This window comes from Streptomyces sp. NPDC093984, assembly GCF_044764595.1.
GTDB lineage: Bacteria > Actinomycetota > Actinomycetes > Streptomycetales > Streptomycetaceae > Streptomyces > Streptomyces cynarae.
The window spans coordinates 1,282,807-1,304,816 of record NZ_JBIWIM010000001.1 but is presented as its reverse complement, the minus strand read 5'-3'; the positions used below and the strand labels follow the sequence as shown (position 1 = coordinate 1,304,816).

The 22,010-nt window shown below is 71.8% G+C and carries 21 protein-coding genes; 11 read left to right on the top strand and 10 right to left on the bottom strand.

Features of this window, described 5'->3' with window-relative positions:
• Window positions 1–28 precede the first annotated feature (28 nt).
• Window positions 29–634 carry a hypothetical protein gene (locus ACIRC0_RS05885; protein WP_403611729.1) on the bottom strand — a complete coding sequence of 202 codons (606 nt, stop codon included), beginning with the start codon at window positions 632–634 and terminating at the stop codon, window positions 29–31.
• A gap of 305 nt (window positions 635–939) precedes the next feature.
• On the opposite strand from ACIRC0_RS05885, the gene ACIRC0_RS05880 reads away from it, so the two are divergent.
• Window positions 940–1,392: an ATP-binding protein gene (locus tag ACIRC0_RS05880; RefSeq protein ID WP_403611727.1), complete on the top strand. Its 453-nt coding sequence runs from the start codon at window positions 940–942 to the stop codon at window positions 1,390–1,392.
• Between the two features lie 93 nt (window positions 1,393–1,485).
• Here ACIRC0_RS05880 and ACIRC0_RS05875 read toward each other — a convergent pair whose 3' ends face one another.
• Together ACIRC0_RS05875 and ACIRC0_RS05870 are read right to left on the bottom strand one after the other, a co-directional pair.
• Window positions 1,486–2,529: a DUF2637 domain-containing protein gene (locus tag ACIRC0_RS05875; protein WP_403611724.1), complete on the bottom strand. Its 1,044-nt coding sequence runs from the start codon at window positions 2,527–2,529 to the stop codon at window positions 1,486–1,488.
• Window positions 2,530–2,846: 317 nt separating this feature from the next.
• Window positions 2,847–3,689 (bottom strand): (2Fe-2S)-binding protein, encoded by an 843-nt coding sequence (locus tag ACIRC0_RS05870; protein WP_403611721.1) that lies wholly within the window; start codon window positions 3,687–3,689, stop codon window positions 2,847–2,849.
• 124 nt (window positions 3,690–3,813) lie between these two features.
• Here ACIRC0_RS05870 and ACIRC0_RS05865 point away from each other — a divergent pair, with 124 nt between their 5' ends.
• Together ACIRC0_RS05865 and ACIRC0_RS05860 are read left to right on the top strand one after the other, a co-directional pair.
• A complete protein-coding gene (locus ACIRC0_RS05865; RefSeq protein WP_403612737.1) occupies window positions 3,814–4,713 on the top strand; it encodes a GntR family transcriptional regulator in 900 nt (299 codons plus the stop codon).
• 94 nt (window positions 4,714–4,807) lie between these two features.
• Window positions 4,808–5,017: a hypothetical protein gene (locus tag ACIRC0_RS05860; RefSeq protein WP_403611718.1), complete on the top strand. Its 210-nt coding sequence runs from the start codon at window positions 4,808–4,810 to the stop codon at window positions 5,015–5,017.
• A 10-nt stretch (window positions 5,018–5,027) separates the two neighbouring features.
• Here ACIRC0_RS05860 and ACIRC0_RS05855 read toward each other — a convergent pair whose 3' ends face one another.
• The 3 genes from ACIRC0_RS05855 to ACIRC0_RS05845 form a co-directional block, all read right to left on the bottom strand.
• Window positions 5,028–5,528, bottom strand: a complete 501-nt coding sequence (locus ACIRC0_RS05855; RefSeq protein WP_403611715.1) for a DUF2231 domain-containing protein — start codon at window positions 5,526–5,528, stop codon at window positions 5,028–5,030.
• A gap of 105 nt (window positions 5,529–5,633) precedes the next feature.
• Complete coding sequence (locus tag ACIRC0_RS05850) at window positions 5,634–6,410, bottom strand: hypothetical protein (RefSeq protein ID WP_403611712.1); 777 nt, start codon at window positions 6,408–6,410, stop codon at window positions 5,634–5,636.
• Window positions 6,411–6,560: 150 nt separating this feature from the next.
• A complete protein-coding gene (locus tag ACIRC0_RS05845) occupies window positions 6,561–8,255 on the bottom strand; it encodes a PucR family transcriptional regulator (RefSeq protein ID WP_403611709.1) in 1,695 nt (564 codons plus the stop codon).
• 333 nt (window positions 8,256–8,588) lie between these two features.
• Here ACIRC0_RS05845 and ACIRC0_RS05840 point away from each other — a divergent pair, with 333 nt between their 5' ends.
• The 5 genes from ACIRC0_RS05840 to ACIRC0_RS05820 all read left to right on the top strand — a co-directional run bounded on the left by ACIRC0_RS05840 (window position 8,589) and on the right by ACIRC0_RS05820 (window position 15,379).
• Window positions 8,589–9,482, top strand: coding sequence for an FAD binding domain-containing protein (locus ACIRC0_RS05840; protein WP_403611707.1), 894 nt, complete (start codon window positions 8,589–8,591; stop codon window positions 9,480–9,482).
• Entirely contained in the window at window positions 9,482–10,072 is a 591-nt protein-coding gene (locus ACIRC0_RS05835) for a (2Fe-2S)-binding protein (protein WP_403611704.1), read from the top strand. The genes ACIRC0_RS05840 and ACIRC0_RS05835 overlap by 1 nt, the downstream gene beginning before the upstream one ends.
• A 2-nt stretch (window positions 10,073–10,074) precedes the next feature.
• A complete protein-coding gene (locus ACIRC0_RS05830) occupies window positions 10,075–12,459 on the top strand; it encodes a xanthine dehydrogenase family protein molybdopterin-binding subunit (protein WP_403611701.1) in 2,385 nt (794 codons plus the stop codon).
• A 257-nt stretch (window positions 12,460–12,716) separates the two neighbouring features.
• Window positions 12,717–14,177 carry an NCS2 family permease gene (locus ACIRC0_RS05825; protein ID WP_403611698.1) on the top strand — a complete coding sequence of 487 codons (1,461 nt, stop codon included), beginning with the start codon at window positions 12,717–12,719 and terminating at the stop codon, window positions 14,175–14,177.
• Between the two features lie 50 nt (window positions 14,178–14,227).
• Entirely contained in the window at window positions 14,228–15,379 is a 1,152-nt protein-coding gene (locus ACIRC0_RS05820) for an XdhC family protein (RefSeq protein WP_403611695.1), read from the top strand.
• A 21-nt stretch (window positions 15,380–15,400) separates the two neighbouring features.
• Here the strand turns inward: ACIRC0_RS05820 and ACIRC0_RS05815 are convergent, their stop codons facing one another.
• From ACIRC0_RS05815 to ACIRC0_RS05800, 4 genes are all read right to left on the bottom strand, one after another.
• A complete protein-coding gene (locus ACIRC0_RS05815; protein ID WP_403611692.1) occupies window positions 15,401–16,180 on the bottom strand; it encodes a class I SAM-dependent methyltransferase in 780 nt (259 codons plus the stop codon).
• 16 nt (window positions 16,181–16,196) lie between these two features.
• Window positions 16,197–16,847, bottom strand: a complete 651-nt coding sequence (locus tag ACIRC0_RS05810) for a class I SAM-dependent DNA methyltransferase (protein WP_403611689.1) — start codon at window positions 16,845–16,847, stop codon at window positions 16,197–16,199.
• Window positions 16,844–17,311: an SRPBCC family protein gene (locus ACIRC0_RS05805; protein ID WP_403611686.1), complete on the bottom strand. Its 468-nt coding sequence runs from the start codon at window positions 17,309–17,311 to the stop codon at window positions 16,844–16,846. The genes ACIRC0_RS05810 and ACIRC0_RS05805 overlap by 4 nt, the downstream gene beginning before the upstream one ends.
• A 177-nt stretch (window positions 17,312–17,488) precedes the next feature.
• Entirely contained in the window at window positions 17,489–18,823 is a 1,335-nt protein-coding gene (locus ACIRC0_RS05800) for a Gfo/Idh/MocA family protein (RefSeq protein ID WP_403611684.1), read from the bottom strand.
• 108 nt (window positions 18,824–18,931) lie between these two features.
• On the opposite strand from ACIRC0_RS05800, the gene ACIRC0_RS05795 reads away from it, so the two are divergent.
• From ACIRC0_RS05795 to ACIRC0_RS05785, 3 genes are read left to right on the top strand one after another with little or no spacing between them, the layout of a single operon-like run.
• Window positions 18,932–20,215 (top strand): ABC transporter substrate-binding protein, encoded by a 1,284-nt coding sequence (locus ACIRC0_RS05795; protein ID WP_403611681.1) that lies wholly within the window; start codon window positions 18,932–18,934, stop codon window positions 20,213–20,215.
• Entirely contained in the window at window positions 20,212–21,150 is a 939-nt protein-coding gene (locus tag ACIRC0_RS05790; protein ID WP_403611678.1) for a carbohydrate ABC transporter permease, read from the top strand. Before ACIRC0_RS05795 ends, ACIRC0_RS05790 begins: the two co-directional genes overlap by 4 nt.
• Entirely contained in the window at window positions 21,147–22,010 is an 864-nt protein-coding gene (locus ACIRC0_RS05785) for a carbohydrate ABC transporter permease (RefSeq protein WP_403611675.1), read from the top strand. Before ACIRC0_RS05790 ends, ACIRC0_RS05785 begins: the two co-directional genes overlap by 4 nt.

The following is a 22,010-nucleotide window of genomic DNA, read 5'->3' as shown; positions in this document are numbered from 1 at the left end:
CTTGTCGTGTCAGCGACGGACGGCTCGATCACTTGCCCCCGTGGTCGTTCCCGTTGTCGTGGTCGTGTCCGTTGTCGTGGTCGTAGTCCCCGTGGTGGTCACGGATGACGCGGAAGCTGCCCACGACGCCGTGCTTGACCTTCACGCCGCCCTTGACGTGACGGGGGTGCACCCCGTCGCTCTGGCTCCAGGGACCGACGATGGCGATGGGAGCGCCGTTGTCGCAGGTGGCCCCGGAGAAGACCTCGACGGTCTTCTTGCTGTCGTTGCGGATGTTGAGGCTCTTGGAGCCGAGGCCGCTGACGATCGTGACGCAGCCGTCCGGGATGGCCGGGTACTCACGCTCGTTGATGCGGACCTTGCCGTAGTGCTCGTGGTGGTAACCGCGATCGTAGTCGTCGTCGTGGTCCCCGTGGTCCCCGTGGTCCTCACGGCCCTCGTTGCCCTTGCTGTTGTCGCCGTTGCCGCCCTGCGGGAGGGCGGGGGCGGCAGCGGGGGCGGGGGCCGCGGCGACCGGGGCGACGGGAGCCGCCTGGGCCGGCTCGGAAGCCGCGTTGGCGTAGGTGATGCCGGTGGCCGCCAGGGCCGCGGCAGCCGCGATCGCGGCGGTTACAACGGTGGAACGCGTTGCCATGTCACTTCTCCTGTCTGAGAGACGTCGGCTGAAAGCCGATGCGAGATTGAACGTACAGACCATCCCGATCCGTGTCATATCCGACATACCGACAATATGAATAACAATCCGTTTGGCGTAATGACGGCTGATACGGCGTCACCAAGGAACGTCCCCGTGTCCGGAAGTCGAGGAGAAACGCCGTCACCATGACTGCCGGTCCGCCGGTGGGGCATGCATCTCCGTGGAGGTGTTCGAGCAGAGGGGAACCGGCATCCACCTACGGGGCGGGGGTCATGAAGAGGCGAGCACGAGGGGGCGGTCCCGTGGTGATCGGGGCCTTCTCGGCGAAGACGACGGAGGAAGCGACCGACACGCCGACGGACCGGTCGGCGGCCCCCCAGCTCAGGCGCCGGCTGGGGCGGGCGGATCTAAGGGCGGTGCCCGAAGCGCGCAGGGCGCTCAGGGAGTTGCTGCGGCACTGGGGAAGGCCGGGACGCTCCGAGGTGGCCGAACTGCTCACGAGTGAGCTGGTGACCAACGCGCTCATCCACACCGACCGCGACGCGGTCCTCACCGCGACCGTCTCATCGCGCGGACTCCACGTGGAGGTAAGGGACTTCGCGGGACGCAGGCCGAGGCTGCACGCGCCGAGCGACGACGACGGTACGCACGGCAGAGGACTGATCCTCGTGCAGTCGCTGGCGGACGCGTGGGGCGTGCGGGCGCACGGCGTGGGAAAAGCGGTGTGGTTCGACCTCGGTGCGGACGCCGCCTGAGGCAGCGCCGCGGGGGCGGGCCGACGGAGCCGTCGACAACGGGAAGGGGGCGCGGCATCGTGCCGCGCCCCCTTCCCGGGATGGTGTCCGGTCTCAGCCGAACTGCTGTTCAAGGTCCTTGAGTTTGCGCTCCAGGGAGTCGAGCCGCGGCAGGGCCATGGTGTCGTCCTCGGCGGTGAGGTCGACCGTGATCGGGTCAGCGGCGGAGTTCCGGACGGGCTGGAGCGAGGGGCGGGTACGCGAGGGCAGTTCCCCCGCGGGTATGGCAGGCTCCGAGGAGACCGGTGCGGGGGCCCGCTCGACGGTCTGCACCTCGACCTGACGTCCGCCGTTGCCGCCGGTCAGCGCGCGGTGGCCGCGGCTGAGCGCCTTCAACTGCGCGCGCTCGGCCCGCTGCTGCTCGCGGCGCCGGGTCTTGTTCAGCTCCTTCTGGCGCCGGTCCTCGCGGACCTCCTCGACGGCCTCGTCCAGGCTGCGCACGCCCTCGAGGAGCATCAGCGACCAGGCCCTGTACGTCTCACGGGGGGCACGCAGCCAGCGGACGATACGAATCTGCGGCAGCGGACGCGGCACGAGGCCCTGCTCGCGCAGTGCGGCGCGGCGGGTCTGCTTCAGCGCGCGGTCGAACAGCACCGCGGCGGACAGCGACATGCCGGCGAAGAACTGCGGGGCGCCCGCGTGATCGATGCCCCTGGGCGCGTGCACCCAGTTGAACCAGGCGGACGCCGCCGCGAACGTCCACACCAGGATCCGGGAGCCGAGCGCCGCGTCGCCGTGGCTGGCCTCACGGACGGCGAGCACGGAGCAGAACATGGCCGCACCGTCCAGGCCGAACGGGACCAGGTACTCCCAGCCGTCGGTCAGGCCGAGGTTCTGCTGGCCGAAGCCGACCAGGCCGTGGAAGGAGAGTGCCGCGGCGACGGCCGCACAGCAGAACAGGAGCACGTAGGAGGCCGTGGCGTAGATGGTCTCCTTGCGCCTGCGGCGCTCCTCGGCGCGCTCCCACGAGTCGTCCGCGCTCGCGTTCTCCCCGGAGGAGCGCTTGCCACGCGCGAGCACCGCCACCGCCACCAGCATGCCCAGGAGCAGTACGGCGCCCGGAAGCAGCCAGTTCAGCGATATGTCGGTCAATCTCATCTGGGGTCCCTTGCATTGGGATAGGGCGTAACGCCCGCCATAGTGGCCCAATCCCGCCGCCCCTCAGGGGGTTTCGGGGCAAGAGGCCGCCAAGGATGTGCAAGGGAATGCCCTGGACGGCGTTCTGCTCGAACTGCCGCTTGAGGGGCGGGAGTTGAGTTCGAACAAGACTACCCGTACGGGTGGTTCCACGGAAAGTTCCTGCGACTGGTGAGGAACGTGTGAAACGCGTGTGGGTCGCGCGGGGCCTTATCCGTGGCTGGATCTTACGGTACCGGGACCGTGGTTGGTCGCCGGGTCCCTGAAAACGCACTCGCTCAACTGGCCGTAGCGCGCGTCAGCTTGGCGACGCGTTCGGCGTCGCAGGTGCGCGGGCAGGTGACGCAGGTGTCCTCGGGGCTCAGCGTGTAGAACAGGCAGCAGCTCGCCCGGTCGCGGGTGGGGGGTGATGTCCCGTCGGGGCCGGTCAGTTCGCGGAAGGCGGCGGCGCCGGCGTACGGCCGCGTCGAGCCCGGCAGCAGCAGTGCCAGCTCGCGCCGGGCGCGCCGTTCCTCCCCGAGCAGCCCGGCGACGTACCACAGGCCCTCGACGACCTCGTCCGTCACCATGCCCCACAGGGCTCGCCCGCGCCGCCGTGTGCGCGGCCCGAACCCGGCGAGGACCGGCCCCACATGCTCGGCCACGGCGGCCCGCACCTCGGCCCGCAGCGCCTCCTCGTCCGCCACGACCCGCGCGCCGGGCACCCGGGCCGCCGGATCCCCCGGCAGGCAGGCGAACGTGCCGGGGCGCACCGCCATGCGTCCGAGCTCACGGTGGAACGCGACGTGCTCCACGGGCAGGCGCGGCACCCGGCGCCGCAGGAACCACGGGACGGTGAACAGCAGACAGGCGGGCCATGCGTACCGGTGCAGTCCGAAGCTCGCCACGACGTCCGGTCGGGCCTGCCGTCCGTGGTCGCGGAGCAGCTGTGCCTCGTCCCACGCCAGGAACTCGTCCAGCGCGGCACCACCCTCGGCGAGCCCGGCGGCGGTGATCCAGCCGCCGCCCTCGGGGACCGTCCCGCCCCGGCCGAGTTCGGTGACCGTCAGCCCCGGGAACACCTCGCCGAGTCGGGCGTAAGCGTCCTCGACCGCGGAGGGGGGAGAGGCGGGCAAGGGCATGCGGGAACCACCGTTTCGCACTGCTGAGAGGTAAGGCTCACCTTACTTGAGGTGGTCTGTGGGGGAACCGGAGCGTAAGGTGCCTAAGGTGCTTTACGAGCGGTAAACAACCGTCGTGAAACGAATCGCAGAGGGCAGGACGCCGCAAGGACCGGAGGAGGAGCCCGTGGAGCAGGCCCGTTCCCGCGGTGCGGAGGGCTCTACCGAGGCGAGGGCCGCGGCACCCCGTACGCAGGCCGCACGGGTGCCGCACCAGCTGCGGCCGGGGGACGAGGTCCGCGAGCGGGGCGCCGCCGCGGGCGCCGCGCGCGGTGAGCACACCCACAGCGAGCCGCCGATCCCGCGTCCGCGCGTACGGGAGGACGTGGCCGCCGGGTGCCCCGTGGAGGACGGGCGTCCCGTCGTCCAGCGGGCCTCCGTCCGCGGGCAGATACTCGACGCCCTGCGCACGGCGCTGGTCAGGGGCGAGCTGACTCCCGGTGAGGTCTACTCGGCGCCCGCGCTCGCCGAACGGTTCGGGGTGTCCGCCACACCGGTGCGCGAGGCCATGCAGCAGCTGGCCCTGGAGGGCGCGGTCGAGGTCGTGCCCAACCGAGGCTTCCGTGTCGTCGTGCGCGGCGCCCGGGAACTGGCCGAACTCGCCGAGATCCGGGCCCTGATCGAGGTCCCGGTGATGCTGCGGCTCGCCCACACCGTTCCCGCCGAGCGCTGGGCGGAGCTGCGCCCGCTGGCCGAGGCCACCGTTCGCGCCGCGTCCTCAGGGTGCCGGGCGACCTACGCCGAGTCGGACCGCGCCTTCCACCGCGCGGTCCTCGCCCTCGCCGGCAACGAGCAACTCCTGCGGATCGCCGACGACCTGCACCGCCGCGCCCAGTGGCCCCTGGTCGAAGCCCCCTCCTTCCGTGGCCGCGCCGACCTGCTCGCCGACGCCGCCGAACACACGGCCCTGCTCGACGCGCTGGCCGCCCAGGATCTGACGGTGGTGCAGTCACTCGTACGGGAACACTTCACGGGCTCCTCCTGACGGGGGCCTCCCTGCGGCGCAGGAGGAGGGAACCGCTCCGACGTCCCCCTGCGTGTCGGCCGGAGAGGGGGCGACCGTCCCACGGGGGTGACCGATGGTGATGTTCGAAACAGGGCAGCGGGCTGCGCGGCGGTACCGGGACCGACCGGGTGAGCGGACACGGCGGGCGGGCCGGGAGGGCCTCGGCGGGCGGGCGGCGTTCGTCGTCCCCGCAGCCGTCGTCATCCTCCTCGCCGCCGTCGTCCTCCTGGCCCGCGACCCGGCGTTCCACGACGCCGTGTGGACGTTCGTCCGGAGCCTGTGAGCGACTGACCTCAGTCCCCGCGACCGGTGGCGGTCTTCGAGAAGGCGTCGTGCCAGGCCGCCTTCGCGCCGGAGTCGCCTATGCGGTACACGTCGACCACCGCACCCACGGCCACGACCAGGGACAGCGCGGCCGCCGCCACCCGGACGACCGCGCCGCCGCGAGGCCCGGCCGCGGCGCCCTGCGGCGCCGGCGTCCGGGCCGTCCACCACACGGCCGTCGCCAGCAGGAACAGGCCCAGGGCCCACGGCAGCAGACCGTCCCCGAGCTCGGCGTGCTTGCGCACCAGAGGGTCGCTGTCGACGTGCCGCTCCAGCCACTCACCCGCGTGGGAGGTCAGAGGAACGGTCACCAGCGTGACGAAGGCGAGCACGGGCAGGATCAGCCCCAGCCGCCGCGCGGCCCTCGGCCACAGAGCGCTGACGACGAGCGCCAGTGCGCTCAGCGGGACGAGGACGACGACGAAGTGGACGAACAGCACGTGCGCGGGCAAGCCGTTGACGACGGTCATCGGGGCGCTCCTCCAGGGGGGTGGCCATGGGATCGGCGCGCCAGCCTGGCACAGCAGTTTCTCAGCTTCTTCTGAAGGCGAGACGGGGCGAACCCCGGCAAACCTCTATGAAGCAGCCGACTTCACCGGCGCCAACTGCCGCGCCAGCCACGTCGGCACGCCCCCCAGCAGCCGGAACAGCCTCCCGGCCTCCGCGCGCAGCCGGGACGCCTCCGGTTCGGACTCCGCGTCCGCGAGCGACGCCAGCGCCGGTGCCGTACCGACGAGGTACCCCAGCTCCTCGCGGATCCGCAGCGACTCGGCGAAGCCGTGCCGTGCCTCCGCCACCTCGCCGTCCCGCAGGGCGAGCCCCGCCAGGTGCCGCCAGGTGAAGGAGAGCAGCAGCGCGTCGCCGTGCGCGGCGGCGCCCGCGTGGGCGCGCCGGTAGGCCGCACGGGCCGCCTGCGGGGAGCGGGCCAGGTTCTCGGAGAGCAGTCCGCGGCGGAAGTCCAGCAGCGCCCGTCCCGGCGCACCCGGCGGCAGCAGCGCGGCGGCCCGGCCCAGCGCCGCCCGCGCCTCGTCCGCCCGGTCTCGTACACCGTGCAGCGTGGCCGCGTACGCAAGCTGCCCGCGTTCACAAGCGGCCGCGCCCCGCTCCTCGTCGCTGTGGGCCTGCGCCTCGGCCGTGCGCAGCGCGTCCTCGGCCTCCTCCCAGCCCTGCTCCGTGTACAGGCACCGCTCGACCAGCAGCGCGGCCCGCTGGAGGGACGCCTCGGCCGTCTCCGGCTGGAGGAGGGCCGCCGCGTCTGCCCAGCAGGCGCGCGAGCGCAGCCGCCATACCGCGGTCTGGAGTGGATCGTCAGCTGCGGTCGTTCCGGTACCAGACATGGCGGTATGCGCCACATTGCCCTCCCGAGCACGCCATCGAGCTTTAGGTGGTGGCGGCATTCCAGCACCAATCGCGGCGCGGGGCCAAGAGGGTGGGTGAAGGATTTCACAAAGTCGCGGGACAGCGGCGGCCGGTGGGGCCACCGGTGCACCACCGCCCTGACCTCAGCTCATGCGCAACGCGAGGAAGAAATCGAGCTTGTCCTCCAGGCGCGAGAGGTCCCGGCTCGTCAACTGCTCGATGCGCCCCACCCGGTAGCGCAGCGTGTTGACGTGCAGGTGGAGCCGGGTCGCGCAACGGGTCCAGGAGCCGTCGCACTCCAGGAACGCCTCCAGGGTCGGGATCAGCTCGGCGCGGTGCCGGCGGTCGTAGTCGCGCAGCGGATCCAGCAGACGGGCCGTGAAGGCGCGGCGCACGTCGTCCGGGACGAACGGCAGCAGCAGCACGTGCGAGGCCAGCTCCTGGTGGCCGGCCGCGCACACCCGGCCCGGGCGGGCGGCGGCGACCCGGCGGGCGTGTCGCGCCTCCTCCAGGGCGCCGCGCAGCCCCTCTGCCGAGTGCACCGCGGCGCTGACGCCCAGCGTGAGCCGGCCGTCGTCGGCGAGGCCCGCGGACAGCGGCTCCCGTACGGCCTGAAGCAGGGCGTCGGCCAGGACGCCCTGCTCGGAACCGTCCTGCTCGGAGGACACGGACGGAAGCGGCACGAGCGCGATCGCCTCGTCCCCGGTGTGGGCCACCGCGATGCGGTCGGAGTGCTCCGGGCCGCTGGACCCGAGGTACCCCTTGTCCGAAGAGCCGGGGAGGGCGTCGAGGAGGATCTCCTCCAGCAGCGCCTGGGCGACCGGCCCGCTCTCGACCTCCCCGCCGTCCCACTCGACCCGGGCCACCACGACCTGCCAGTGCGGCGCCGCCCCGAGCCCCGGCAGCAGCACGGGTGCGGCGACCCGCAGCCGGGCCGCGATCTCGGCGGGCGCGGCTCCCGTCTGCACCAGCTCCAGTACCTCCTGCGCGAGCCGCCGCCGCACCGTGCGCGCCGCGTCGCGCCGGTCCCGTTCGACCGCGATCAGCTGGGTGACGCCGTGCAGCAGGTCCAGCCGCTCCTCGGCCCAGTCCCCGGCGTCCGCCTCGACCGCGAGCAGCCAGTCGGACAGCACCGTCTCGCGCACGTCCCGCGAGGCGCCGCCGGTCCGGCTGCTGCCGCGGATCGGGAAGAGGGAGTACGTCGTCGCGCCCAGCGTCACCCGGTGCGGTGCCCGGCGCCCGGTGCGCGTCGCCGCCAGATGCTCGGCCGCCAGCCTGGCGCACACGTCCGCGGCGAGACCCGGCGTCGGCCCGGCGATGGGCAGGCCGGTGGGGGAGAGCACCCAGGCCCGCAGGTCCAGGTCGGAGTGGAGCAGGTCCAGGACGACGTCCGGGCCGCCCCCCGCCGGGCCGGGGGTCATCATCCGCCGGTGCCGATCCACCACGGCCGCCAGGTCCCCGGCCCGCTCGCCGGACACCTGCCGTACGACGTGCTCGGTGATCGTGGCGAACGCCACCGACTCGTGGACGGCGAACAGCGGCAGCCGGTGCCGGGCGCACGCCACGATCAGGTCGTCCGGGACGTCACCGAGCTCCGCCTCGCCCGCGGCGAGCGCGGCCACGCCGGCGCTGGTCAGGATCCGCACGAAGGGCTCGGAGTCGGCGGGGTCGTGCCGCCAGGCCAGGCCCGTGAGGACCAGTTCACCGCCGGAGAGGTACCGGCTGGGGTCCTTCAGGTCCGTGGTCATCACACCGCGCACGGCACGGTCGAGCTCGTCCTCGCCGCCGAGCAGCCGCAGCCCCAGCGCGTCGGTGTTCAGCAGTGCGCGCAGCCGCATGTGTCGTTGCCGCCGTTCTTGTCCGGAAATCCATGGTCGGTCGGCCAAGGCGTTGGCCCGGGCTTTTCGGAAGCCGTACTCGCGGCTGCCGCCGCCGGTGCGTCGTGTTTCCAGGGGAAACCGGAGAGGTTACGGACGGCCTCCGTTCATATGAATCTACAAGATGGCCGCCCTCACCAGCCAACTCCTTCATGTTTTCGGTGACTGACCCCGTTGGAGTACCCGGCGGTGTACTGACTGCACTCCCCGTGAACAGCACTTGAACGAGCCGGGCCCGCCGCACCGGATATGGCTCGATCCGTACCGCCCACGAGACGAAGAAGAGAGCCGGTCATGGATTTCCTTCGCCCCGCAAGCTGGGACGAGGCGCTCGCCGCCAAGGCCGAGCACCCGAGCGCCGTACCGATCGCGGGTGGCACCGATGTGATGGTCGAGATCAACTTCGACCACCGGCGGCCCGAGCATCTGATGGACCTCACTCGCATCGGCGATCTCTACGAGTGGGAGGTCGGCGAGGACAGCGTGCGCCTCGGCGCCTCGGTCCCCTACACCAAGATCATGGAGAACCTGCGGGCCGAGCTGCCGGGCCTGGCCCTCGCCTCCCACACGGTGGCCTCCCCGCAGATCCGCAACCGCGGCGGCGTCGGCGGCAACCTCGGCACGGCCTCCCCGGCCGGCGACGCCCACCCGGCCCTGCTCGCGGCGGGCGCCGAGGTCGAGGTCGAGTCCGCGGCCCGCGGCACCCGCCTCATCCCGATCGACGCCTTCTACACCGGCGTCAAGCGCAACGCGCTCGCCCCCGACGAGCTGATCCGCGCCGTCCACATCAAGAAGGCCGACGGCCCCCAGCAGTACTCCAAGGTCGGCACCCGCAACGCCATGGTGATCGCGGTGTGCGCCTTCGGGCTCGCCCTGCACCCCGAGTCCCGCACGGTCCGCACCGGCATCGGCTCCGCCGCGCCCACGCCCGTGCGGGCCAAGGCCGCCGAGGAGTTCCTGAACGCGGCCCTGGAGGAGGGCGGCTTCTGGGACAACGGCGAAATCATCACCCCTTCCGTCGCCCAGCAGTTCGCGCAGCTGTGCGCCGCCGCCTGCAACCCGATCGACGACGTCCGGGGCACCGCGAGCTACCGCCGCCACGCGGTCGGGGTCATGGCCCGCCGCACGCTGACCTGGACCTGGGAGTCGTACCGCGGCACCCGCCGCACCTCGAAGGGAGCTGCGTGATGCGCGTCAACTTCACGGTCAACGGACGCCCGCAGGAGGCCGACGACGTCTGGGAGGGCGAGTCCCTGCTGTACGTGCTGCGCGAACGGCTGGGCCTGCCGGGCTCCAAGAACGCCTGCGAACAGGGCGAGTGCGGCTCGTGCACGGTCCGCCTGGACGGCGTGCCGGTGTGTTCGTGTCTGGTCGCGGCCGGGCAGGTGGAGGGCCGCGAGGTCGTCACGGTCGAGGGGCTCGCGGACTACGCCGAGCAGCGGTCCTGCGGGACGGGGGCGTGCGGTACGTCTCTGGACGAGGCCAAGCGTTGGCAGCCCAAGGGCACCGACCCGCAGACCGGCGAGGGAACCGGCTCGTCCCCGCGCGCGGCGCTCTCTCCCATCCAGCAGGCGTTCATCGACGCCGGCGCCGTCCAGTGCGGCTTCTGCACGCCCGGCCTGCTGGTCGCCGCCGACGAGATGCTGGAGCGCAACCCGAACCCGACCGACGCGGACATCCGCGAGGCCCTGTCCGGCAACCTGTGCCGCTGCACCGGCTACGAGAAGATCATGGACGCGGTCCGCCTGGCGGCCGCCCGGCAGTCCGAGGGGGTCTGACCATGGCAGCCAACGGTGTTCCCACGAAGATCACACAGGGTTCGCGGACCAAGGGCGGCATCGGCGAGTCCACGCTCCGCCCGGACGGCACGCTCAAGGTCACCGGCGAGTTCGCGTACTCGTCCGACATGTGGCACGAGGACATGCTCTGGGGCCACATCCTGCGCTCCACGGTCGCTCACGCCGAGATCGTGTCGATCGACACCAGCGAGGCCCTGGCCACACCCGGCGTCCACGCCGTCATGACCTACGACGACCTGCCGACCGACGTGAGGAACTACGGCCTGGAGGTCCAGGACACCCCGGTCCTCGCCCACGGCAAGGTGCGCCACCACGGCGAGCCCGTCGCGATCGTCGCCGCCGACCACCCGGAGACCGCACGCCGCGCCGCCGCCAAGATCAAGGTGGACTACCGCGAACTCCCGGTCATCACGGACGAGGCCTCCGCGCTCGCCCCGGACGCGATCCTCGTCCACGGCAACCGCACGGATCACCACACCGCCCACGTCCCGCACCCGAACATCGTCCACCGTCAGCCCATCGTCCGCGGCGACGTGGCGACGGCACGCGGGCGGGCCGACGTCGTCGTCGAGGGCGAATACCACTTCGGCATGCAGGACCAGGCCTTCCTCGGCCCCGAGTCCGGTCTCGCGGTCCCCGCCGAGGACGGCGGCGTGGACCTCTACGTCGCCACCCAGTGGCTGCACGCCGACCTCCGCCAGATCGCACCCGTCCTGGGCCTGCCCGAGGACAAGGTCCGGATGACCCTGGCCGGTGTCGGCGGCGCCTTCGGCGGTCGCGAGGACCTGTCGATGCAGATCCACGCCTGTCTGCTCGCCCTGCGCACCAGGAAGCCGGTCAAGATCGTCTACAACCGGTTCGAATCCTTCTTCGGGCACGTCCACCGCCACCCGGCGAAGCTGTACTACGAGCACGGCGCGACGAAGGACGGCAAGCTCACCCATGTGAAGTGCCGGATCGTCCTCGACGGCGGCGCCTACGCGTCCTCCTCCCCGGCGGTCGTCGGCAACGCCTCCTCGCTCGGGGTCGGCCCCTACGTCGTCGACGACGTCGACATCGAGGCCATCGCCCTCTACACCAACAACCCGCCCTGCGGCGCCATGCGCGGCTTCGGCGCGGTCCAGGCGTGCTTCGCCTACGAGGCGCAGATGGACAAGCTCGCCGCGAGGCTCGGCATGGACCCGGTGGAGTTCCGGCAGCGCAACGCGATGTCCCAGGGCGCGGTCATGCCCACCGGCCAGGTGGTCGACTCCCCGGCGCCGGTCGCCGAACTCCTGCGCCGCGTCAAGGCGATGCCCCTGCCGCCGGAGCGCCAGTGGGAGAGCTCCGAGGGCGCGGACGTACGGCAACTGCCCGGCGGCCTGTCCAACACCACGCACGGCGAAGGCGTCGTACGCGGTGTGGGCTACGCGGTCGGCATCAAGAACGTCGGCTTCTCCGAGGGCTTCGACGACTACTCCACCGCCAGGGTCCGCATGGAGGTCATCGCGGGAGAACCCGTCGCCACCGTGCACACGGCGATGGCGGAGGTCGGCCAGGGCGGCGTCACCGTCCACGCGCAGATCGCCCGCACCGAGCTGGGCATCGCCCAGGTGACGATCAACCCGGCGGACACGCAGGTCGGGTCGGCCGGTTCGACGTCCGCGTCCCGGCAGACGTACGTCACCGGGGGCGCCGTGAGGAACGCCTGCGAGCTGGTCCGCGAGAAGGTCCTGGAGATCGGGCGCCGCAAGTTCGGGTCGTACCACCCGGCTTGGGCGACGGCGGAGCTGCTGCTGGAGGGCGGCAAGGTCGTCACCGACGGGGGAGAGGTGCTCGCCGACCTGGTGGACGTCCTCGGCGACGAGGTCGTGGAGATCGAGCGCGAGTGGCGGCACCGCCCGACCGAGCCCTTCGACCTGCGCACCGGCCAGGGCAACGGCCACGTCCAGTACTCCTTCGCCGCGCACCGCGCCGTGGTGGAGGTCGACACCGAGCTGGGCCTGGTCAAGGTCATCGAACTGGCCTGCGCCCAGGACGTCGGCAAGGCGCTCAACCCGCTGTCCGTGATCGGTCAGATCCAGGGCGGTACGACCCAGGGACTGGGCATCGCGGTCATGGAGGAGATCGTCGTCGACCCGAAGACGGCGAAGGTGAAGAACCCGTCGTTCACGGACTACCTGATCCCGACGATCCTGGACACGCCGACGATCCCGGTGGACGTCCTGGAACTCGCCGACGACCACGCCCCGTACGGCCTGCGCGGCGTGGGCGAGGCACCGACGCTGTCATCGACTCCGGCCGTGCTCGCGGCGATCCGCAACGCGACGGGGTTGGAGCTGAACAGGACGCCGGTACGTCCCGAACACCTCACGGGCACGGCGTAACACGGCGCGTCCGCCGTTGCGGGCAGTCGTGCCTCCCCCAGTGCCTCGACGGCCTGGGGGGACCCCCAGGCCGGCACGGGTGGGCGCCGGGGTACCCCCTGCTCGAAGAGCTTGGGGGAGGAACCCCGGCGCCGCGCAACAGCTCGGCCAACGGCCACCCCGGCGCCGGTCGCACCACCGCAACACCCCCGTTCGTCTCGGGCCGTCCCCCGGGTCGTGCAGATCCCAACCCCCTATGAAACTTGGGAGACGGCCCCATGACCCACCCCTCAGTCGAGCCCAGGCCCACAGCCGAAGACGCCGGCACGGAACCCCCCGTCCCGGCAGGCAGCCGGCCCTGGCTCGACCGGTACTTCCACATATCCACGCGGGGATCCACGCTCGCCCGCGAGGTCCGCGGCGGCATCACCACCTTCATGGCGATGGCGTACATCCTCCTGCTCAACCCGCTCGTCCTGTCCGGCAAGGACGCCGCGGGCGACACCCTCGGCCAGAAGGTCGTGATCACCGCGACCGCGTTCGCGGCGGCCCTCACCACGCTGCTGATGGGTCTCGTCGGGAAGGTGCCGCTCGCCCTCGCCGCCGGCCTCTCCGTCTCCGGTGTCCTCTCCTCCCAGGTCGCCCCGCAGATGACCTGGCCGCAGGCCATGGGCATGTGCGTGATCTACGGCGTGGTCATCATGCTCCTGGTCGTCACCGGCCTGCGCGAGATGATCATGAACGCGATCCCGCCGGCGCTGAAGCACGGGATCACGATGGGCATCGGCCTGTTCATCGCCCTGATCGGCTTCTACAAGTCCGGCTTCGTGCACCAGGGCAAGGCCACCCCGGTCACCCTCGGCCCGGCGGGCCAGCTGACCGGCTGGCCGGTCCTGCTGTTCGCCGGCACCCTCCTCCTCGTCTTCATGCTCCAGGCCCGGGGCGTCCCGGGCGCCATCCTCATCGGCATCGTCGGCGGCACGGTCGTGGCGGCCGTGCTGAACGCGGCGGGCGTCATCAGGGCCGACGCCTGGGCGAGCGGAGCACCCGAACTGCACGGCGGCGCCGTCTCGATGCCCGACTTCTCGCTCTTCGGGCACGTGGAGTTCGGCGGCTTGGACAAGGTCGGCGCCATGACGGTCGGGATGATCGTCTTCACCCTCGTGCTGGCCGGTTTCTTCGACGCGATGGCCACCGTCATCGGCGTGGGCACGGAGGCCGGGCTCGCCGACGACAGGGGCCGGATGCCGGGCCTGTCCAAGGCGCTGTTCATCGACGGCGCGGGCGGTGCGATCGGCGGCGCGGCGGGCGGCTCGGGCCAGACGGTGTTCATCGAGTCCGCCACGGGCGTGGGCGAGGGCGCCCGCACGGGCCTCGCCTCCGTCGTCACCGGCCTGCTCTTCGCGGCGTGCCTGTTCTTCACCCCGCTGACGGCGATCGTCCCCCAGGAGGTGGCCTCCGCCGCCCTGGTGGTGATCGGCGCGATGATGCTGATGAACGCCCGCCATGTGGACTGGGCCGACCGCGCCACCGCGATCCCGGTCTTCCTGACCGTGGTCCTGATGCCGTTCACGTACACCATCACCACCGGTGTCGCCGCGGGTGTCGTCTCCTACGTCGCCATCAAGACCGCCCAGGGCAGGGCGCGGGAGACCGGCGCCTTCATGTGGGGCCTGACGGTGGTGTTCCTGATCTACTTCGCCCTCCACCCGATCGAGGGCTGGCTGGGCGTGCGCTAGCCGCTTGTCCGAGGGACCCTCTTCGCAACCGCTGTCAAGGAGACCGAGAGATGTTGGACATCGCCGAGGAGCTGACCCGGTGGGTCGAGCAGGGCCGCGACTTCGCCGTGGCCACCGTGGTGGCGGTCGGCGGCAGCGCCCCCCGGCAGCCGGGCGCGGCCCTCGCGGTGGACGCCGAGGGCACGGCGATCGGCTCGGTCTCCGGCGGTTGCGTGGAGGGCGCGGTGTACGAGCTGTGCCGGCAGGCGCTCGAGGACGGCCAAACCGTTCTGGAGCGCTTCGGATACAGCGACGAGGACGCCTTCGCCGTGGGCCTGACCTGCGGCGGCGTCATCGACATCCTGGTCACCCCCCTCCGGGCGGCCGACCCCGCCCGCCCGGTGCTCGCCGCCGCGCTGGCCGCCGCGGCGCAGGGGCGGGCGGCGGCGGTGGCACGGATCGCGTCGGGCCCGGCGGAGCTGCTCGGCAAGGCGCTGCTGGTCCACCCCGACGGCAGGTACGAGGGCGGCTTCGACGCCCACCCGGAGCTGGACCGCACGGCGGCCGCCGAGGCGGGCGCCTTCCTGGAGGCCGGACGCACCGGCGCCCTGGAGATCGGAGAGCGGGGGTCACGCTGCGGAGCGCCGCTCACGGTACTGGTGGAGTCGTCCGTTCCGCCGCCCCGGATGATCGTGTTCGGAGCGATCGACTTCGCCTCCGCACTGGTCCGCATCGGCAAGTTCCTCGGCTACCGGGTCACCGTGTGCGACGCCCGGCCCGTCTTCGCCACCCGCACCCGCTTCCCCGAGGCCGACGAGATCGTCGTCGAGTGGCCGCACCGGTACCTGGAGCGCACGGACGTCGACGCCCGCACGGTGCTGTGCGTCCTGACCCACGACGCCAAGTTCGACGTACCGCTGCTGAAGCTGGCACTGCGCCTCCCGGTCGCGTACGTCGGCGCGATGGGCTCCCGCCGCACCCATCTGGACCGCAACAAGCGCCTGCGCGCGGTCGGCGTCACCGAACTGGAGCTGGCGCGCCTGAGGTCCCCCATAGGCCTGGACCTCGGCGCCCGCACACCCGAGGAGACGGCCCTGTCGATCGCGGCGGAGATCGTCGCGAACCGGCGGGGCGGCAGCGGTGTCTCCCTCACCGGCGCCCACACCCCGATCCACCACGACACGGCACCGGCGCCGGCCGGGCGGATCGGGTCGGTGGCCTGACCGGCCGCGCGTCCCTGGTCATCAGCCACAGGGCGCGCACCGTGCGGTGAGGACGGGCTGGTAGTACCCGCTGAGGGCCGGGGTGTGCCAGGTGATGCCGGTGAAGCCGGCCTCTGCGACGAATTCCGTCAGCTGTGCGCGGGTCAGCGCCCAGTACGTGGTCCGGCGGACCCGGACGTCCCAGGTGTTCCCTTCGGGGACCAGCTGGAAGTGCTCCAGGTCGTAGCGCTCGCCGTCCTCGTGCCAGTGCCAGAGCTGAAAGGTGATCACCTGGCCGTCGGGGGTCTCCGTGACGCGGGCCGGTGTCGCCGTGGGTCTGTCCCGGCGGGCCTCGTCGTAGTCCCGGACCGTGATCACCAGCAGCCCGTCGTCCCGGAGCACCCGTCGGATGCCGAGGAGCGCGGCCTCGACGTCCTGCGCGGTGAGCAGGTGCGGGAGCGAGTTGTCGGCGCAGACGACGACGTCGAAGACCGACGGCCGGAAGGGCAGCAGACGCATGTCCGCGGCAGCCGCCGCGAGACCGGCGCCACGGGTGGCCGCCTCGGTGGCCGCGCGTGCGGCGGCGACGGGGCTCAGGTCGCTGCCGACGACCCGGTGCCCGGCCAGGGCCAGCCCGATCGCCTGGGTCCCGATCCCGCAGGAGCAGTCCAGGACCTGGTACGGCCCCGCTCCGAGGTGCCGGCGGAACAGCCCGTCCAGTGCCTCGGCCTGGTGCGCCATGCTCGTGTCCCAGTCCGCGAAGATCAGGTGGTAGTCGCGGGCCAGCCGGTCGTAGAAGTCCCGCACGGAGAAGTCGGACATGCTCCCGGCCTTCCCGCTACCCGGCGTTCTTACGGACGAGGAGGTATCCCTGCGGGGACTTCTCCCAGCCTTCGGCGGCGCGTACGAGCCGGGCGATCTCCTCGAAACCGGTGTCCGTCAGCAGCTCGGAGACGTACTCGGGCCGGAAGCGGTAGACGTCGAGGGACAGGTCGTGCCCGTACGCGTGGTCCAGGTGACTGCGTACGTCGCCGACCTTGAAGGCCATCAGGAGGTGGCCGCCGGGCGCCAGCACCCGGTGGAACTCCCTGAACACCACGGGCAGTTCCCGGGGTGGGGTGTGCACCGTGGAGTACCAGGCGAGGGCGCCCGCGAGCGAGCCGTCCTCGATGTCGAGGTCGGTCATCGACCCCACCTCGAACCGCAGTGCGGGGTGGGCGCGCCGGGCCACGGCGACCATCCCCGGGGACAGGTCGACCCCGAAGGCGTCGAGCCCGAGCTTGTCCAGATAGCTCGTCACCCGTCCCGGCCCGCACCCCAGGTCCCCGACGGGCCCGCCACCGGCGGCCAGCACCCGCTCGGCGAACACGCCCAGCATGGCCCGGTCGAAGGGGCTTTCGTCCAGGGCGTTGCGGAGCAGTCGGTCGTAGTCCACGGCGACGGTGTCGTAGGACGCCCGGGTGGTCTCCAGGTGTGTGGCGTCGGTCATGACGGAGGACTGTAGACGCCGCCACCGGCACCGGGGTCCGGATCCGGCCGGAGCAGGCCGTCCACCGCACGCCCGAACATCCGTCGGGCCAGCCACCCGAGCGGCGGGTCGAAGAGCCCCGGCAGGCGGCGTACGGCGATCTCCTCCCGCCACACCACGCGTGAGCCCGCGTCCCCGTGCGGGCGCACCTCGAACTCCGCCCAGCCGGTGACGACACCGCCCCGTTTGACCATGCGGCACCGCGTCGGCGGCCGCCAGTCGACCACTTCCATCGGGTCGTCGAAGGCCAGTGGTCCGACGCCCGAGCGGGCCACGAACACCGTGCCCACGCCCGTCGGCCCGGGTGTCAGCACCGTGACGCGGGTCAGCGGCACCACGTCGGCGTGGCGCGGCCAGTCCGTGAGCCGGAGCCAGGCCTGCTCGACCGGGAGCGGGGTGAGGCGTTCGAGCCGGAAGAGGACCACCGGGGGATCGTACGGGCGCGGGTCCGCGACCGCCGGGCGGCGCGTCGGGGCCCTACCGTTGCCGCACGTACGTACGGCAAGGGCGGACTTACGGGCGGCGTACGCGCATCCGCTGCCCATGCGCGTCATCCAGGCGTCCATCGCACTCCCTGTCGGGGGATTCAGCTCGGATTCGGCTCAGACGTCCATCAACTCCCGTGCGCGTACGGGCAGTCCGGTCTCGAACGACCGGTTCGCGGCCAGCCCCGTCACCAGGGAGCGTGCCCCGTCCGTGGCGTCCGCCGCCCGCCCCAGCGGGTCCTCGGCGCGCTCGCCGAACAGGTCCGCCAGCATCCGCACGTCCCCACCGCCGTGCCCGCCCTCGCCGGTAGCCACCTTCAGCTCGCGTGGCCGCTCCCAGAACCGGCGCAGCAGCAGCTCGGTCCGCCCCGCCCGCGCGTCGGTCTCGGCTCCGTGCAGCACCGGGCCGGTGACGCCGTCCCGCGTCCCGCGCGGCGACCACGTGGACTCCTCGACCAGCAGCTCCAGCCGCCCCTCGCTGCCGTTGAAGGCGATGCGGTAGCCCTCCCAGGGCGCGTACGCGGTGAGGTGGTACGTCAGGGTCGCGCCGGACGCGTAGCGCACCAGGACCGCCATGTCGTCCTCGATGGTCACACCCGGACCGAAGACGTTCTGGTCCCGGTGGTAGCCGTCCTCCCGCTCCCCGTCCAGGTACAGCGCGCTGAGCACCGGCGAGTCCGCGAGGCGCAGCGCGAAGGGGTCGCCGTCGGCCGCCGGGGAACCGTGGGCGCGTCGGTAGGGGCGGGCCAGGCCCCGGCGCCGGCCGGCCTCGTCGCCGTAGAAGAAGAGGCCGCCCTGCGCGAAGACGGTCTCGGGCCGGGAGCCCAGCCACCAGTTGACCAGGTCGAAGTGGTGCGTCGCCTTGTGCACCATCAGCCCCCCGGAGTTGGCCTTCTCCCGGTGCCAGCGGCGGAAGTAGTCGGCGCCGTGCCGCAGGTCGAGCAGCCACTCGAAGTGCACCGAGCCGACTTCGCCGATCTCTCCGGCCGCCAGCAGTTCCCGTACCGTCGAATGCACCGGGTTGTAGCGGTAGTTGAAAGCGACCCGGATTTCGCGGCCGGTGCGGCGCCGGGTGTCCAGGATGCGGCGGGCCCGCTCGGCGTCCGTCGTCATCGGCTTCTCGGTGACCACGTCGCAGCCCGCCTCCAGGGCGGCCACGATGTAGTGGTCGTGCGTGCGGTCCACACTGCACACCACCACCAGGTCGATGCGCTCACGGCGCAGCATCAGCTCGAAGTCCTCGGCGCCGTACGCCGGTAGGGGCGGCCGGCCGGGGTGGTCGGCGGTGATCCAGTCGTTGTGGACGGCCATGCGGTGGGCGTTGACGTCGCAGAAGCCGGCCAGTTCGATCCGGTCGGCGTACGGGCCTGACAGGGCCTCGACGAAGAGCCGGGCGCGGGCGCCCAGACCCACGACGGCGGCACGGCGGCGAGGTGCGGTGTCGGAAGACATGCTCGGGCTCCGTCCCACGGAAGCGGTGCAGAGGGCTTGTTGTGACATCCGGACCATACCTAGGGTCACTTGAAGCGTGTAAGCGCTTTCTGGCGAGAGGGGTGACCCATGCCCGGAAACAGGACGAGGGTGTCCTGCTCAGTGGCCGTGGTGCTGGCGCTGTGCGCGGCGCTGTCCGGCTGCGGGGGCACCGGCGACGGCGGCTCAGGCGGAAAAGCGGTGCTCCGCTACACCTGGTGGGGCAATCCGGACCGCGCTGCGAGAACCGAGAAGGCCATCGCGCTCTTCGAGAAACGGCACCCCGGCATCCGGGTGCAGACGTCGTTCTCCGGCTACGACGCCTACAAGCAGAAGCTGGCCACCCAGGCGGCCGGCGGTGACGCCCCCGACGTGATGCAACTCGACTACCGCATGATCGACCAGTACGCCTCCGGCGGCGTCCTCCTCGACCTCGGCACCCAGAAGGCGGCCCTGGACACCGGGGAGATCGACGCCGGACTCCTCGCCACCGGCAGGGTGAACGGCAAGCAGTACGCGATCCCGCAGGGGCGGGGCACCGAGACGATGGTGTACGACGTCAAGGAGTGGAAGGCGTCCGGTGTCGCCCTTCCCCGCGAGGGCTGGACGTGGAGCCGGTGGGCCGACGCCATGCGGCAGTTGGCGAAGAGGACCGGCAAGCCCGGCGGAACGGACCCGGGGCAGAGCGAGGACGCCTTCGAGGTGTGGCTGCGCGGCCAGGGCAAGTCCCTCTACACCAAGGACCGGAAGCTCGGCTTCACAGCCGACGACCTGACCCGCTGGTGGACCTTCACCGACAAGCTGCGCCGCGAGGGCGCCGTCTCACCCGCCGAGCAGACCACCCAGCTCGACGGCTCGGTGGAGAACACCCCGCTGGGCCGCGGCAAGGCCGTGTCCGACGTCAACTGGGACGCCCCCGCCAGCGGTTTCCTCGCCCTCGTCCCGGACGGCATCGCGCTCGCGCCCATGCCGTCGGGCGAGGACGGCACCCCCGGCCAGTACTTCAAACCGTCCATGTTCATGGGCGTCTCCGCGCACACCTCCCACCCGAAGGAGGCCGCCGAGCTGATCGACTTCATGATCGACGACCCCGACGCCGGGGCCATCCTCGGCGCGGCCCGCGGCATCCCCGTCAACGAGTCCCTCCGCGACAAACTGGCCCCCGCGCTCAAGGACTTCGACAGGACCATCTCCGACTACCAGTCCTCGCTCGAAGGCGACCTCAAGGCCCCGCCGCAGGCGCCGCCCTCGGGCGACAACGCGCTGCAGACCACCTTCCAGCGCGACTACGACCAGGTGTCGTACGAGCGGATGTCGCCGCGCGAGGCGGCGAAGAACTACATCACCGAGGCGAAGGCGGAGCTGAGGTCATGACGGCAACCGACGTACAGGCCACGGGAGTTCCCCGGACGCGCCCCGCGGCCCCGAGCCGGCCGAAGCGCCGCCGCGAGGGCGCCGCCTGGGTGTTCCTGTCCCCGTGGGTGCTCGGCGCGACCGTGCTCACCCTGCTCCCGATGGCCGTCTCGCTCTACCTCTCCTTCACCGACTACGACCTGTTCAACCCGCCGCACTGGGTGGGCCTGCGCAACTACACGCAGATGTTCACCGAGGACCCGCGCTACTGGCGCTCGGTCGTCGCCACACTGACGTACGTCGTCATCGCCGTCCCCCTGCAACTCGGGGTCGCCCTCGTCGTCGCCCTCGCGCTGAAGTCCATGCGCCGCGCCAAGGGCTTCTACCGCTCCGCCTTCTACGCGCCCTCCCTGCTCGGCGCCTCCATGTCGATCGCCCTCGTCTGGCGGGCGATCTTCAACGACGGCGGCACGGTCGACCACCTCCTCGGCACCGGCGGCTGGGTCACCCGGCCGGGCTGGGCCCTGCTCGCCGTGGCGCTGCTGACGGTGTGGCAGTTCGGCGCGCCGATGGTCATCTTCCTCGCCGGACTCCAGCAGATCCCAGGGGAGTTGTACGAGGCCGCCGAGGTCGACGGGGCGAGCCGGTGGCGCCAGTTCCTGTCCATCACCGTGCCGATGCTGTCCCCGGTGATCTTCTTCAACCTGGTGCTCCAGACCATCCAGTCCTTCCAGGTCTTCACCCCCGCCTTCGCGGTCAGCGCCGGCAAGGGCGGGCCCGCCGACTCGACCCTGTTCTACACCCTCTACCTCTACGACCGCGGCTTCGTCGCCTCCCACATGGGCTACGCCTCCGCGATGGCCTGGGTGCTGCTGCTGGTGATCGGCGCGGTCACCGCGGTGCTGTTCCGCACCTCGCGGTCCTGGGTCTTCTACGCCTCCGAGGGGGACCGATGAGTACGACTGCCTCCGCCCCGCGCAGGCCGATCGCCTGGCGCCGGGTGGCCCTGCACGCCGGTTGCCTGGCCGCGCTGCTGGTGATGCTCTACCCGCTGGCGTGGCTGCTCGCGACCTCGCTCAAGCCCGCGAACGAGGTCATCGCCAGCCTGAACCTCCTGCCCAGCCACCTCGAGTGGTCCAACTACACGACGGCCCTGGACGGCGTGAACGACGTCTCCGTCTGGCGGCTGCTCGGCAACTCCCTGCTCATCGCGGGCGGCGCAGTCCTCGGCAACGTCATCTCCTGCTCCCTGGCCGCTTACGCCTTCGCCCGGCTGCGGTTCCGCTTCCGCGGGCCGCTGTTCGCCTTCATGATCGCCACGATCATGCTGCCGCACCACGCCGTGCTGATCCCGCAATACATCATCTTCAACAGGCTCGGCATGGTGAACACCTACTGGCCGCTGATCCTGCCCAAGTTCCTGGCCACGGAGGCGTTCTTCGTCTTCCTCATCGTGCAGTTCATGCGGGGGCTGCCGCGCGAGCTGGAGGAGGCGGCGCGGATCGACGGCTGCGGGCCGTTCCGCTCCTTCTTCCTGGTGATCCTGCCGCTGACGCGCCCCGCCCTGATCACCACGGCGATCTTCACCTTCATCTGGACATGGAACGACTTCTTCACCCAGCTGATCTACCTGTTCTCGCCGGAGAAGTTCACGCTGACGCTGGCGCTGAGGTCGTTCGTGGACGCCTCCAGCACCTCGGCGTTCGGCCCCATGTTCGCGATGTCGGTGATCGCGCTGCTGCCGATCGTGCTGTTCTTCCTCGCCTTCCAGCGGTTCCTGGTGGAGGGCATGGCGAGCTCGGGGCTCAAGGGATGA

Excerpts from the sequence above, each read along its gene's own strand:
- ACIRC0_RS05785 (WP_403611675.1), top strand. The coding sequence starts at position 21,147 with ATGAGTACGACTGCCTCCGCCCCGCGCAGGCCGATCGCCTGGCGCCGG.
- ACIRC0_RS05835 (WP_403611704.1), top strand. The coding sequence starts at position 9,482 with ATGCGCGTCAACTTCACGGTCAACGGACGCCCGCAGGAGGCCGACGAC.
- ACIRC0_RS05840 (WP_403611707.1), top strand. The coding sequence starts at position 8,589 with ATGGATTTCCTTCGCCCCGCAAGCTGGGACGAGGCGCTCGCCGCCAAG.
- ACIRC0_RS05870 (WP_403611721.1), bottom strand. The coding sequence starts at position 3,689 with ATGCCCTTGCCCGCCTCTCCCCCCTCCGCGGTCGAGGACGCTTACGCC.
- ACIRC0_RS05800 (WP_403611684.1), bottom strand. The coding sequence starts at position 18,823 with ATGTCTTCCGACACCGCACCTCGCCGCCGTGCCGCCGTCGTGGGTCTG.
- ACIRC0_RS05860 (WP_403611718.1), top strand. The coding sequence starts at position 4,808 with ATGGTGATGTTCGAAACAGGGCAGCGGGCTGCGCGGCGGTACCGGGAC.
- ACIRC0_RS05795 (WP_403611681.1), top strand. The coding sequence starts at position 18,932 with ATGCCCGGAAACAGGACGAGGGTGTCCTGCTCAGTGGCCGTGGTGCTG.
- ACIRC0_RS05820 (WP_403611695.1), top strand. The coding sequence starts at position 14,228 with ATGTTGGACATCGCCGAGGAGCTGACCCGGTGGGTCGAGCAGGGCCGC.
- ACIRC0_RS05855 (WP_403611715.1), bottom strand. The coding sequence starts at position 5,528 with ATGACCGTCGTCAACGGCTTGCCCGCGCACGTGCTGTTCGTCCACTTC.
- ACIRC0_RS05810 (WP_403611689.1), bottom strand. The coding sequence starts at position 16,847 with ATGACCGACGCCACACACCTGGAGACCACCCGGGCGTCCTACGACACC.
- ACIRC0_RS05815 (WP_403611692.1), bottom strand. The coding sequence starts at position 16,180 with ATGTCCGACTTCTCCGTGCGGGACTTCTACGACCGGCTGGCCCGCGAC.
- ACIRC0_RS05825 (WP_403611698.1), top strand. The coding sequence starts at position 12,717 with ATGACCCACCCCTCAGTCGAGCCCAGGCCCACAGCCGAAGACGCCGGC.
- ACIRC0_RS05790 (WP_403611678.1), top strand. The coding sequence starts at position 20,212 with ATGACGGCAACCGACGTACAGGCCACGGGAGTTCCCCGGACGCGCCCC.
- ACIRC0_RS05885 (WP_403611729.1), bottom strand. The coding sequence starts at position 634 with ATGGCAACGCGTTCCACCGTTGTAACCGCCGCGATCGCGGCTGCCGCG.
- ACIRC0_RS05875 (WP_403611724.1), bottom strand. The coding sequence starts at position 2,529 with ATGAGATTGACCGACATATCGCTGAACTGGCTGCTTCCGGGCGCCGTA.
- ACIRC0_RS05845 (WP_403611709.1), bottom strand. The coding sequence starts at position 8,255 with ATGCGGCTGCGCGCACTGCTGAACACCGACGCGCTGGGGCTGCGGCTG.
- ACIRC0_RS05830 (WP_403611701.1), top strand. The coding sequence starts at position 10,075 with ATGGCAGCCAACGGTGTTCCCACGAAGATCACACAGGGTTCGCGGACC.